This window comes from Rickettsiella endosymbiont of Rhagonycha lignosa, from assembly GCF_964031165.1.
Taxonomy (GTDB): Bacteria; Pseudomonadota; Gammaproteobacteria; order Diplorickettsiales; family Diplorickettsiaceae; genus Aquirickettsiella.
This window is the reverse complement of the sequence record NZ_OZ035011.1, coordinates 1,220,679-1,232,250: the sequence shown is the minus strand read 5'-3', so window position 1 is coordinate 1,232,250 and position 11,572 is coordinate 1,220,679. Positions and strand designations below refer to the sequence as shown.

Genomic DNA, 11,572 nt, shown 5'->3' with positions numbered 1-11,572 from the left:
AGTTCTCACTTTAGAATAAAAATTATTAGACCTTTTATTTAAAAAAAAACCAGGTTAATAACACTATGACAACTTCCTTATCCTTAATTGCTTATGCGTCCGGTATTGCTGCGAATGATGTAGGTTGCGCCGAAGGTCCGTTGCAACTGCAGAATAATAGCTTAGAGCAAAAACTATCCAAACATCATTTACCCAATCATTGGCAAGCTATATTAAAGCCGCGCAGTGGTGATAAAAGCGATAGCTTGCAACGTGTGGTAGAGCTTAATACTGAATTAGCGGCTATAACTTACGATTTAATCCAACAACATCAACCTTTTGCTGTGTTGGGTGGAGATCATTCCTGTGCCATAGGCACTTGGAGTGGCGTCGCGGCTGCGCTAGCACAGCAACAAAATGGAGAATTGGGCTTAATTTGGATCGATGCACACATGGATAGTCATACGTTTGAAACGACAGCGACCGGTAATATTCATGGCATGCCCTTAGCGACACTTTTAGGTTATGGTGATACCTCGCTCACACAGATTGCTATCCCTCGTCCCAAAATAAATCCGAAACGCCTGGTTTTAATTGGCATCCGTAGTTTTGAAACGGAAGAAGAAAAATTATTACAGCGTTTAGGCGTACGTATCTATACTATGCAAGCAATTGAACAGCGTGGTTTAGATACTGTATTTTCTGAAGCGATCGCCTATGTTAAAGAAAACAGTTCCAGATTTGGGGTCAGTTTGGATTTAGATGCTATTGATCCTTTTGATGCACCCGGCGTTGGTGTGCCAGAAGCAAATGGTATTTCAGGAGAGGATTTATGCCAAGTGCTGATCCAATTACGCCAAGAATTACAACTTATTGGAGTTGAAGTGGTTGAATACAACCCTTATCATGATAAAAATCAAAAAACGGAAAGATTAATTCAAGAAATATTGCTGAGTATTTTTGGAGTTCAAATTAAATGAGTAAACAAAGCGTTATTGTTGATCAACAATCCACCTTTTCTAATGACCAAATGCATAATAACCCTATCGAGCTTGAACAACATTATGGTGCGGCCAATTACGATCCTTTACCCGTAGTGCTCAGCCGCGGCTTAGGTGCAGAACTTTGGGATATTTCTGGTAAGCGCTATATCGATATGATGAGTGCTTATTCCGCAGTCAGTCATGGGCACAGTCATCCGCGCTTAGTAAAGGTTTTAACACAGCAAGCGCAACGCTTATCGATTTGCTCGCGCGCTTTTTATAGTGATCGCTTGGGTGCTTTTTTAAAACGGGTTTGTGATTTAGCGCAGATGGATAGCGCTTTACCGATGAATACCGGTGTTGAAGCGGTAGAAACAGCGATTAAAGCGGCTAGAAAATGGGCGTACACCATTAAGAAAGTGGCAAAGAACCAAGCCGAAATCATTGTTTGTCGAGGCAACTTTCATGGTCGTACCACAACCGTGGTGGGTATGTCATCAAAGCCACAATATCAGTTCGGTTTTGGTCCATTTGCCCCAGGATTCAAAACGATAGAATATGGTGATGCAGAAGCTTTAGCGGCGGCAATAACTCCTAATACAGCGGCTTTTTTGGTTGAGCCTATTCAAGGTGAACGCGGCATTGTTGTGCCACCAAAAGGCTATTTGCAAACCGTTGCACAAATTTGTCGAGAACGTAATGTTTTACTTATTCTTGATGAAATACAAACTGGCTTAGGTAGAACCGGTAAATTTTTAGCCTGTGAACATGAAAACGTTAAACCGGATGCTTTGATTTTAGGTAAAGCATTAGGCGGTGGTTTATTACCGGTGTCATTGTTTTTAAGTCGTCGTGATGTCATGAATGTTTTTACACCGGGTGATCACGGCAGCACTTTTGGCGGTAACCCTCTAGCCGTGGCAGTTGCGTTAGAAGCTTTAAATATCCTGTTTGAAGAAAATCTAATCCAGCGTTCAGAAGAGTTGGGCGATTATTTACATCAAAATCTATTAGAAATTTCATCCCCGCTAATCAAAGAAATTCGCGGAAAAGGTTTATTTATCGGTGTAGAACTTGACTCACGTTACGCGAAAGGTCGTGCTATTGTTTTACAATTACTAGAGCATGGTTTATTAAGTTACGAGACGCACGATACGGTTATTCGTTTAGCACCACCTTTAGTCATCAGTAAAGAACAATTAGATGAAGCCTTAGCCATATTGAAAAAGGTGTTGTTAGCCAAGACTGCTTAGGTAGGTACCGAGGCCCGTTAAAAACATTTGTACAGCAATCGTGGTTAATATCATCCCCATTAAACGTTCTAATGCTGCAATGACTTTGACACCCAACAATTTTTGTAAGGGTACGGCAATTAAAAGTAATAGTGTCGCTATCAATGACGCGGCTGCTAAAGCGGTAAACCACTTGCCCATTTGATGAGGTGCTTGGCTGGCAAATAGGATGACAGTGGTCATGGAAGAAGGTCCAGCGAGCAAAGGAATGGCCATAGGAACAATAAAAGGTTCTCCTTGCGTTTGTTCCGCTATTTTTTGTCCCATAGGAAACAACATTTTAATTGCAATAAGAAATAAAATAATTCCACCGGCGATACCTAAGGCTTCTTCACTAATATGTAAGCTAGTTAAGATAGGTTTTCCACAAAATAAAAAAAGCGTCAAGATAGCAAACGCAATTAAACTTTCGCGCAAAATAATTTTGGTGCGTCTTGATGGATCAACTTGTTTAAGTAATGATAAAAAAACCGGAATGTTTCCGAGCGGGTCCATGACTAAAAAAAGTGTCACTGCGGCAGAATAGATGTTCATTTGAAAATGCATAATATATTTATCCACAGCAATTAAGTTTTTAACAAGTGCCACGTGCATGTAGCAATCTGGTATACACTATACATGAGGATTGCGAATTGAGCGGCAATACAGACAAAAATTTAAGTGCGAAGAGTACTCAAAAAAACTTTTATGTATTGTAATGAGAATAGTGGTTGACATCCAGCCTTGACTTTCGCAAAATAGCCCCTCAATTTTGAGGAGGGGTTCCCGAGCGGCCAAAGGGAGCAGACTGTAAATCTGCCGGCTCAGCCTTCGAAGGTTCGAATCCTTCCCCCTCCACCAGTTATTTTTTTAGATATGCTTGCGGGTGTAGTTCAACGGTTAGAATTCCAGCCTTCCAAGCTGGCTATGTGGGTTCGATTCCCATCACCCGCTCCAAAAAAAGCGATGCAGGGCGTAAGTGGCAGCACGGCAATAATTTAAACGCAATGAGTAATGCATGCAGGCCCACATGGCTCAGTGGTAGAGCACTTCCTTGGTAAGGAAGAGGTCACCGGTTCGATCCCGGTTGTGGGCTCCAAAAGATACAAAGAATACAAGTTAAAAGAATTAGGCCAGTAGCTCAATTGGCAGAGCGGCGGTCTCCAAAACCGCAGGTTGGGGGTTCGATTCCCTCCTGGCCTGCCAAAAATCTATTTGGCAAGGTAAAAATGAAGAACGCAAAGCTTGAAAACAAGGCAACTAAAAGAGACTCCATAATCTGGATAATGATGGGAGTTATTTTACTATTGGCTATTTATGCCAATAATTATTTTTCTCACCAGGCCATTGCTATTCGCTTGATAGGCTGGATAATAGACGCACTTGTGTTGGCATCATTATTTTTTTATACGGTACTGGGGCGGCGGTTTTGGGCATTTGCACAAGCTTCACGTGCTGAACTACGCAAAGTAGTCTGGCCAACACGAGAAGAAACGGTACGTACTACTTTGATCGTGATGGCGATGGTTGTTGTAGCGGGCTTGTTTTTATGGGGTATAGATACACTCTTATTATGGGCAGTTGCTTTTTTAACAGCGTAAATGAAGAGGATAGTTAACTTATGACAGAAAAAAAACCGGAACTTCATTCCGATGTTTCAGAGCAATCGTCGAATGATCCTGTTTCAACTAATGAAAAACTATCTACAACAGAGGAAAAAACTGCACATGGATCGATGCAATGGTATGTTGTACAAGCACGCTCAGGTTATGAACGCAAAGTTTTAGATGCTTTAAATGAACGGATTAAACAACAAGGTTTAACGGAGAAATTTGGCCAAATTATCGTGCCGACTGAAGAAGTGGTCGAAATTCATCAAGGCCGTAAGCGTAAAACGGCACGCAAATTTTATCCGGGATATGTTTTAGTCGAAATGGATATGGATGAAGATAGTTGGTATCTCGTTCAAAAGACACCGGGCGTGATTAAATTTATCGGTGGAACCAGTGATAAGCCAGTGCCTCTGAGCAGTAAAGAGGTGGATAAGATTTTACAGCGTATGCAAGAAGGCGTGGATAAGCCTCGGCCTAAAGTCTTGTTTGAGGTAGGTGAAGTGGTACGTGTTGTGGATGGACCTTTTGCTGACTTTAATGGAGAGGTTGAGGAAGTAAACTATGAAAAAAATCGCATGCGGGTTTCAGTCATTATTTTTGGTCGTGCTACACCGGTTGAATTAGAGTTTGGTCAAGTTAAAAAAGCTTGATGCATTGTAGGACCCTTTAAAAAAGGGAATAAAAAAAAATATACTCATAGCAATGGGGTTTTTGTCAAATGTCGTGTCATAGAGAATTGAGCGGCAATACAGGCAAAAAATTCAAATGCGAAAAGTATTCATCAATGGGAAGCTTAGCGATAATGCTAAGCGCTAGACCCGGAGGTAAACATGGCAAAGAAAGTTCAAGCCTATGTGAAATTACAGGTAAAAGCCGGCGAGGCTAATCCTGCACCACCTATTGGCCCTGCTTTGGGGCAACAAGGTGTGAATATTATGGAATTCTGCAAAGCTTTTAATGCACGCACTCAAAGTGCAGAAAAAGGTATGCCGATGCCGGTCGTGATTACGGTGTACTCCGATCGTAGTTTTACATTTATTATCAAAACTCCCCCAGCTTCCTATTTAATTATGAAGGCAGCGGCGATCAATAAAGGCAGTAGCATCCCCAACAAAAATAAAGTTGGTAAAATTACTCGTAAACAGTTGGCTGAGATTGCAACGATTAAAATGCCTGATTTAACTGCAGGTGATTTAGAAGCCGCAATGCGCACAATAGCTGGCACAGCGCGTAATATGGGTGTTGAAGTTGAAGGAGGGGGCGAACGTGGCTAAACTCAGTAAACGTTTTCGTTTGATTAAAGAAAAATTGCTTCCTGGTAAGGTATATACGGTAGTAGAAGCCGTTAGTTTACTCAAGGAATTTCCGGTTAAATTCAATCAAAGTGTTGATGTTAGTATCAATCTAGGCGTAGATCCGCGTAAATCGGATCAAACCGTGCGCGGTGCAGTAGTATTGCCGCATGGAATTGGTAAAACACCCCGAGTTGCTGTTTTTGCTCAGGCAGCCAATGCCGAGGCAGCGAAAGTAGCAGGTGCTGATATCGTGGGTTTTGAGGATTTGGCTGAGAGCATAAAAGCCGGTAACTTAGACTTTGATGTGCTTATTGCAACACCGGATGCAATGCGCTTAGTGGGTCAACTTGGCCAAATATTAGGTCCTAGAAACTTGATGCCTAATCCTAAGATTGGCACAGTAACGATGGATGTCAATACGGCAGTTGCCAATGCGAAATCGGGTCAAGTGCGTTACCGTGCTGATAAAGGTGGGATAATCCACTGTACGATAGGTAAGCTAAGCTTTGAGCCTCAACAGTTATTGCAAAATTTAGAAGTATTGGTAGGAGCGATTAAAAAAGCCAAGCCTGCTACGGCTAAAGGGGTTTATTTAAAGAAGCTAAGTTTATCCAGTACGATGGGACCTGGCTTATTAATTAATTTGGCATCGTTAGAAGCAAGCTAAGATGAGCGGCTTACATCTTGACTATTTAGTGGATTTAGGATAGAAGAGCTACCCCCGCTTGATATAAATAGTGGGAATGAATTCGCAGTTAAAGGGTTTTCCCTCTAACTGTCGGAGACCGTAGGTGCGCCGACGTTAAAGAGATAGGTATCAATGTCTCTTATTAATAATATGGGTGCTTAATTTTACCTACGCAGATGGTGAACCTTTAGGGCCACCGAGCCTTTAATCATCAACTATTACGGCTGATGGTTAAACAATACATGAGGAGAAAACCAACGTGACATTAAGACTTGAAGATAAACAGGCCATTGTTGCGGAAGTTGGAGAGGTTGCAAAAAATGCGTTATCAGCAGTTACTGCTGAATATCGTGGTTTAAGTGTGGGGGAAATGAGTCAATTACGCATACAAGCACGCAGCTCAGGGGTGTATTTACGTGTAGTGCGTAATACCTTAGCGCGACGTGCTTTAGAAGGTACAGGCTTTGCGTGTTTACAAGACACGTTGGTAGGCCCTTTACTTCTAGCATTTTCCCAACAAGAGCCAGGTGCAGCAGCGCGGCTTATTCGGACATTTACCAAGCAAAATGAAAAATTGGTCGTTAAGGCAGTCGCCTTCGATGGTCAATTACTAGCGGTGAATGAACTCGAGAAACTCGCGAATCTTCCAACCCGTGATGAAGCAATTGCTACATTGATGGCAGTTATGAAAGCACCAATTATTAAGTTAGTACGTACGCTGGCTGAGCCACAAGCTAAATTACTACGTACCCTGATTGCTGTGCGTGAAAAGCAACAAGCAGCTGCATAATTGCGGTTAATTAATTATAGTTTTTTTATTTTTGGAGTGAAAGTTATATGAGCGCAGATGATAAAAGCAAAGAAGTATTAGATGCCGTTGCTAAAATGAGCGTCCTGGAAGTTGTCGATCTTATTAAGAGTATGGAAGATAAATTTGGTGTTTCTGCAGCAGCTGCTCCAGTTGCCGTAGCGGCAGCGCCTGGTGCAGCAGCGGCTGCAGCTGAAGAAAAAACTGAATTTAATGTGGAGCTGAAAGAAGTAGGCGCTAATAAGATTAATGTGATTAAAATAGTGCGCGAAGCAACCGGTCTTGGTCTAAAGGAAGCGAAAGACTTGGTTGAATCAGCACCTAAAGCGGTCATTAAAGAAGGTATGTCTAAAGCAGATGCCGAAGCGCTTATCGCTAAGCTTAAAGAAGCGGGCGCTACGGGCGAAATGAAATAAGCTTTAAAGCACTAAAAGAATGCTCAGATTATGCTGGGCATTCTTTGTGTTATGAAACTAGTTTCTAAGCATATATTTTTAATCTTTAAATATGTAGCACATTTTATAAGATTTAGATTTAAGACGATGTTGGTCGTAGGACGTAGGCTAAATAGGGACTAAGAACGAGATTGAAGTTCTATAATTCACTGAAATTGTGTAAAAAATTGACTTTAAAGCGTTATTAATAACCAACATAAACATAAGCCCAGCTAGATTTGGGCGCGATTTTTCTTTATTAATTCTGTTCTCTAACTAGGTGAACTTTAGATGGTAATTCGGACATCCCCAGCAACTGAGCAAGCAAATATTCCATATTCATTTACTGAAAAAAAACGTATTCGTAAAAATTTTGGTAAACAAGCGACCATAATGGAAGCGCCCTATTTATTAGCGACGCAAATTGAGTCTTATCATCGATTTTTACAAGTAGATACCTCGCCGGATGCGCTAGAAGATATAGGGCTTAATGCGGCATTCAAATCGATATTTCCTATCTCTTCTTATTCTGGTGGTGAAGCCACTTTAGAATATATTAATTATCGAATAGGGCAACCGCCTTTTGATGTTAAAGAATGTCAAGCACGTGGTTTAACTTATGGTGCGCCTTTACGCGTGAAAATGCGTTTAATTATTTACGATAAAGAAGCAGCGCCAGGCTCCTCGAAACTTAAATATATTAAAGAACAAGAAGTGTATATGGGTGAGCTGCCGTTGATGACAGACACAGGAAGTTTTGTGATCAATGGAACCGATCGCGTGGTCGTTTCACAATTACATCGTTCGCCGGGTGTATTTTTCGAACATGATAAAGGTAAAACTCATTCTTCAGGTAAGTTGTTGTACGCGGCGAGAATTATTCCATACCGTGGTTCTTGGTTAGATTTTGAATTTGACCCTAAGGATAATTTATTTGTTCGTATTGATAGGCGACGTAAATTAGCTGCTACCATACTATTACGCGCATTAGGGTATACCTCAGAAGAGATATTAGAATTATTTTTTAGTAACAATGTTTTGCATCTAAAAGGTGAAACAGTTGTTTTAGATTTAGTTCCTGAACGTTTGCGTGGTGAAACCGCTAGCTTTGATATTAAAGATGCCAGTGGTAAGGTGATTGTTGAGCAAGGGCGACGTATTGCAGTAAGACAAATCCGTGAAATAGAAAAAGCCAAGATTAAACATCTCGAGTTACCGATTGATTATTTAATTGGTAAAACACTCGCTAAGCCTATTATTAATTCAGAAACCGGTGAGATCCTGTTTGAAGCAAACACAGAATTAACTGCAGACGTGGTTAAAAAATTAACAGAAGCACACGTAGAAAAAGTAGAAACTTTATATACCAACGATTTAGATTCCGGTGCGTATATTTCAACAACTTTACGCATTGATCCAAGTCACAGTCAGCAAGAAGCATTAGTTGAAATTTATCGTATGATGCGCCCAGGCGAGCCACCCACTAAAGAAGCGGCGGAAGCCTTATTTAAAAATTTGTTTTTTGTTTTGGATCGCTATGATTTGTCTGCAGTAGGACGAATGAAATTTAATCGGCGCTTAGGTCGAGAAGAAATTACTGGACCAGGTACTTTGACCAAAGACGATATTGTCGCCGTTTTACGCGCATTGATCGAAATACGGAATGGTAAAGGCGATGTGGATGATATCGATCATTTAGGTAATCGTCGTGTACGTAGTGTCGGTGAAATGGCAGAGAATCAATTTCGTATTGGTTTAGTGCGTGTGGAACGAGCTGTCAGAGATCGATTAAGTGTGGCCGAATCTGAAAATTTAATGCCACAAGATCTCATTAATGCTAAACCTATCTCAGCGGCCATCAAAGAATTCTTTGGTTCTAGTCAGTTATCACAGTTCATGGATCAAGTGAATCCTCTTTCCGAGATTACACATAAACGACGTGTCTCTGCCTTAGGGCCTGGCGGTCTAACACGTGAGCGAGCGGGTTTTGAAGTTCGAGACGTGCATCCAACGCATTATGGTCGTGTTTGTCCGATTGAAACACCCGAAGGACCGAACATTGGTTTGATCAATTCCTTGGCGGTATATGCTCGAACGAATCATTATGGATTTCTTGAAACGCCTTACCGTAAAGTTGAAAATGGGAAAGTAACTAAAGAAATTCAATATTTATCTGCCATCGAAGAAGGCAAATATGTCATTGCTCAGGCTAATACCCGTCTTGACAACCAGGGTAAGTTGATCGATGACTTGATTCCTTGTCGACATCGTAATGAGTCGATGCTGACAACGGCGGATAAAGTCAATTATATGGATATTTCACCGGCACAAGTTGTTTCTGTGGCCGCTTCTTTGATTCCTTTCTTAGAACATGACGATGCCAACCGTGCGTTAATGGGTTCGAACATGCAACGTCAAGCGGTACCAACCTTGCGTACTGAAAAACCTTTAGTCGGTACCGGTATGGAACGTAAAGTAGCAGTCGATTCAGGCGTAGTCGTGGTGGCTAAACGGGGCGGTTTTATTGATTCAGTCGATGCAGGTCGTATCGTAGTTCGTGTTAATGACAAGGAAGCGACAGCAGGTACAGCAGGTGTTGATATTTACAATCTGACTAAATATACACGTTCGAATCAAAATACCTGTATTAATCAAAGGCCTTTAGTAAATAAAGGGGATAAGATCCAAAAAGGCGATGTCATGGCGGATGGCCCTTCTACTGACTTAGGAGAGTTGGCTTTAGGACGTAATCTTCTTGTAGCCTTTATGCCATGGAATGGTTATAACTTTGAAGATTCTATCTTAATTTCAGAGCGTGTTGTTTCTGAAGATCGTTTTACCACAATACATATCGAAGAGTTAACCTGTATTGCACGTGATACTAAATTAGGAACGGAAGAAGTTTCATCAGATATTCCTAATGTCGGAGAAAGTGCACTTTCTAAATTAGATGAATCCGGTATTGTACATTTAGGTGCTTGGGTAGAAGCGGGTGATATATTGGTGGGTAAAGTGACACCTAAAGGTGAAACACAGTTAACGCCCGAAGAAAAACTATTGCGTGCTATATTTGGTGAAAAAGCGTCAGATGTAAAAGACAGTTCGTTACGTGTTCCTTCTGGAATGCGTGGTACAGTCATTGATGTTCAAGTTTTTACGCGAGATGGTTTAGAAAAAGATAAACGCGCATTAAGTATCGAAGAAATGGCCTTAGATAAAATTAAAAAAGACTTATACGACGAATTTAGAATTTTAGAAAATGATTGTTACCAACGTCTAGAGACTTTATTAGTTGGCGCTACGGCAAGCAATGGACCGAATAAATTAAAGTCAGGTAGTAAAGTGACAGTAGACTATTTACAAGGCCTAGCTAAGGATCAATGGTTTTCTGTCAGCTTACGTGATGAAGCGGCTAATCAGCAATTGGAAGCCGTTGCAAAACAATTAGAAGAAGCACGTCTTGCATTAGATGAGAAATTTGAGAATAAACGCAAAAAACTAACCCAAGGTGATGATTTAGCGCCAGGCATACTCAAGATTGTTAAAGTTCATTTAGCTATCAAACGTTGTATTCAGCCGGGTGACAAGATGGCCGGGCGACACGGAAATAAAGGGGTTATTTCTACCATTATTCCTGTCGAAGATATGCCTTATATGAAAGATGGTACGCCGGTTGATATTGTTCTTAATCCTTTAGGTGTGCCATCACGTATGAACGTTGGGCAGGTACTCGAAACGCATTTAGGTTGGGCAGCAAAAGGTTTAGGTATCAAGATTGCGGGTATGCTCGATGCGCAGAAAAATATTAAAGAAATTAAAAACTTCTTAGGATCTATTTACAACGATACTAAGGAAACGGCACAAAAAGTAGATTTAGACAAATTATCAGACGAATCTGTTGTTGAGCTGGCGCAAAATTTACGCAACGGTGTGCCGATGGCTACTCCGGTCTTTGATGGAGTGACCGAAGCAGAAATTAAACGCATGTTAAGCTTGGCGGATTTGCCGGAATCAGGACAAACCACGCTATATGATGGCAGAACCGGCGAACGTTTTGAACGGCCTGTCACGGTGGGTTATATGTACATGCTGAAGTTGAATCATTTAGTTGACGATAAGATGCATGCCCGTTCTACCGGATCGTATAGTTTAGTAACCCAACAGCCATTGGGCGGTAAAGCGCAATTTGGTGGTCAACGATTTGGTGAGATGGAGGTTTGGGCGTTAGAAGCATATGGAGCGGCTTATACTTTACAAGAAATGTTAACTGTCAAATCGGATGACGTTGCCGGACGAACGAAAATGTACAAGAACATTGTTGATGGTGACCATCAAATGGAAGCGGGTATGCCAGAATCATTTAACGTATTAGTCAAGGAAATACGCTCCTTGGCAATTAATGCAGAATTAGAAACCAAAGATTAATCTGAAGTGGAGAGTATAACCTTGGCAACTAAACCAAAAGCAGACATTGTAAAGTCAGAACTAGAGCATGCTATGA

The 11,572-nt window shown here is 41.2% G+C and carries 10 protein-coding genes and 4 tRNA genes; 13 read left to right on the top strand and 1 reads right to left on the bottom strand.

What is annotated here, in order from left to right; translation table 11 throughout:
* Nucleotides 1-65: 65 nt before the first annotated feature.
* Both AAHI99_RS05545 and rocD read left to right on the top strand, forming a co-directional pair.
* Nucleotides 66-959 (top strand): arginase, encoded by an 894-nt coding sequence (locus AAHI99_RS05545; RefSeq protein ID WP_342227291.1) that lies wholly within the window; start codon nucleotides 66-68, stop codon nucleotides 957-959.
* Entirely contained in the window at nucleotides 956-2,215 is a 1,260-nt protein-coding gene (gene rocD / locus AAHI99_RS05540; protein ID WP_342227290.1) for an ornithine--oxo-acid transaminase, read from the top strand. Before AAHI99_RS05545 ends, rocD begins: the two co-directional genes overlap by 4 nt.
* Here rocD and AAHI99_RS05535 read toward each other — a convergent pair.
* On the bottom strand, nucleotides 2,198-2,848 hold the full coding sequence (locus tag AAHI99_RS05535) for a MarC family protein (protein WP_425288710.1): 651 nt from the start codon (nucleotides 2,846-2,848) through the stop codon (nucleotides 2,198-2,200). The two genes, rocD and AAHI99_RS05535, sit on opposite strands and share 18 nt — an antisense overlap.
* 161 nt (nucleotides 2,849-3,009) lie before the next feature.
* Here AAHI99_RS05535 and AAHI99_RS05530 point away from each other — a divergent pair.
* The 11 genes from AAHI99_RS05530 (at nucleotide 3,010) to rpoB (ending at nucleotide 11,496) form a co-directional block, all read left to right on the top strand.
* A tRNA-Tyr gene (locus AAHI99_RS05530) sits at nucleotides 3,010-3,094 on the top strand.
* 21 nt (nucleotides 3,095-3,115) lie between these two features.
* Nucleotides 3,116-3,190, top strand: a tRNA-Gly gene (locus tag AAHI99_RS05525).
* A 67-nt stretch (nucleotides 3,191-3,257) separates the two neighbouring features.
* Nucleotides 3,258-3,332, top strand: a tRNA-Thr gene (locus AAHI99_RS05520).
* A 31-nt stretch (nucleotides 3,333-3,363) separates the two neighbouring features.
* Nucleotides 3,364-3,439 (top strand) — tRNA-Trp (locus AAHI99_RS05515).
* 23 nt (nucleotides 3,440-3,462) lie between these two features.
* Nucleotides 3,463-3,834, top strand: coding sequence for a preprotein translocase subunit SecE (gene secE, locus AAHI99_RS05510; RefSeq protein WP_339049924.1), 372 nt, complete (start codon nucleotides 3,463-3,465; stop codon nucleotides 3,832-3,834).
* Between the two features lie 134 nt (nucleotides 3,835-3,968).
* Nucleotides 3,969-4,496, top strand: coding sequence for a transcription termination/antitermination protein NusG (nusG, locus tag AAHI99_RS05505; protein WP_342228362.1), 528 nt, complete (start codon nucleotides 3,969-3,971; stop codon nucleotides 4,494-4,496).
* A gap of 180 nt (nucleotides 4,497-4,676) precedes the next feature.
* Nucleotides 4,677-5,120 carry a 50S ribosomal protein L11 gene (gene rplK / locus AAHI99_RS05500; protein ID WP_342227289.1) on the top strand — a complete coding sequence of 148 codons (444 nt, stop codon included), beginning with the start codon at nucleotides 4,677-4,679 and terminating at the stop codon, nucleotides 5,118-5,120.
* Nucleotides 5,113-5,808, top strand: a complete 696-nt coding sequence (rplA, locus tag AAHI99_RS05495) for a 50S ribosomal protein L1 (protein WP_342227288.1) — start codon at nucleotides 5,113-5,115, stop codon at nucleotides 5,806-5,808. Before rplK ends, rplA begins: the two co-directional genes overlap by 8 nt.
* A 280-nt stretch (nucleotides 5,809-6,088) precedes the next feature.
* A complete protein-coding gene (rplJ, locus tag AAHI99_RS05490; RefSeq protein WP_342227287.1) occupies nucleotides 6,089-6,619 on the top strand; it encodes a 50S ribosomal protein L10 in 531 nt (176 codons plus the stop codon).
* 47 nt (nucleotides 6,620-6,666) lie between these two features.
* The gene (gene rplL / locus AAHI99_RS05485) at nucleotides 6,667-7,053 is read left to right on the top strand and encodes a 50S ribosomal protein L7/L12 (protein WP_342227286.1); all 387 of its coding nucleotides are present in this window, start codon (nucleotides 6,667-6,669) and stop codon (nucleotides 7,051-7,053) included.
* Between the two features lie 309 nt (nucleotides 7,054-7,362).
* Nucleotides 7,363-11,496: a DNA-directed RNA polymerase subunit beta gene (gene rpoB / locus AAHI99_RS05480; protein WP_425288709.1), complete on the top strand. Its 4,134-nt coding sequence runs from the start codon at nucleotides 7,363-7,365 to the stop codon at nucleotides 11,494-11,496.
* Nucleotides 11,497-11,572: the final 76 nt, after the last annotated feature.

Coding starts and splice junctions, on each gene's coding strand:
- AAHI99_RS05545 (WP_342227291.1), top strand. CDS start 66: ATGACAACTTCCTTATCCTTAATTGCTTATGCGTCCGGTATTGCTGCG.
- rocD (WP_342227290.1), top strand. CDS start 956: ATGAGTAAACAAAGCGTTATTGTTGATCAACAATCCACCTTTTCTAAT.
- AAHI99_RS05535 (WP_425288710.1), bottom strand. CDS start 2,848: ATGCACGTGGCACTTGTTAAAAACTTAATTGCTGTGGATAAATATATT.
- secE (WP_339049924.1), top strand. CDS start 3,463: ATGAAGAACGCAAAGCTTGAAAACAAGGCAACTAAAAGAGACTCCATA.
- nusG (WP_342228362.1), top strand. CDS start 3,969: ATGCAATGGTATGTTGTACAAGCACGCTCAGGTTATGAACGCAAAGTT.
- rplK (WP_342227289.1), top strand. CDS start 4,677: ATGGCAAAGAAAGTTCAAGCCTATGTGAAATTACAGGTAAAAGCCGGC.
- rplL (WP_342227286.1), top strand. CDS start 6,667: ATGAGCGCAGATGATAAAAGCAAAGAAGTATTAGATGCCGTTGCTAAA.
- rpoB (WP_425288709.1), top strand. CDS start 7,363: ATGGTAATTCGGACATCCCCAGCAACTGAGCAAGCAAATATTCCATAT.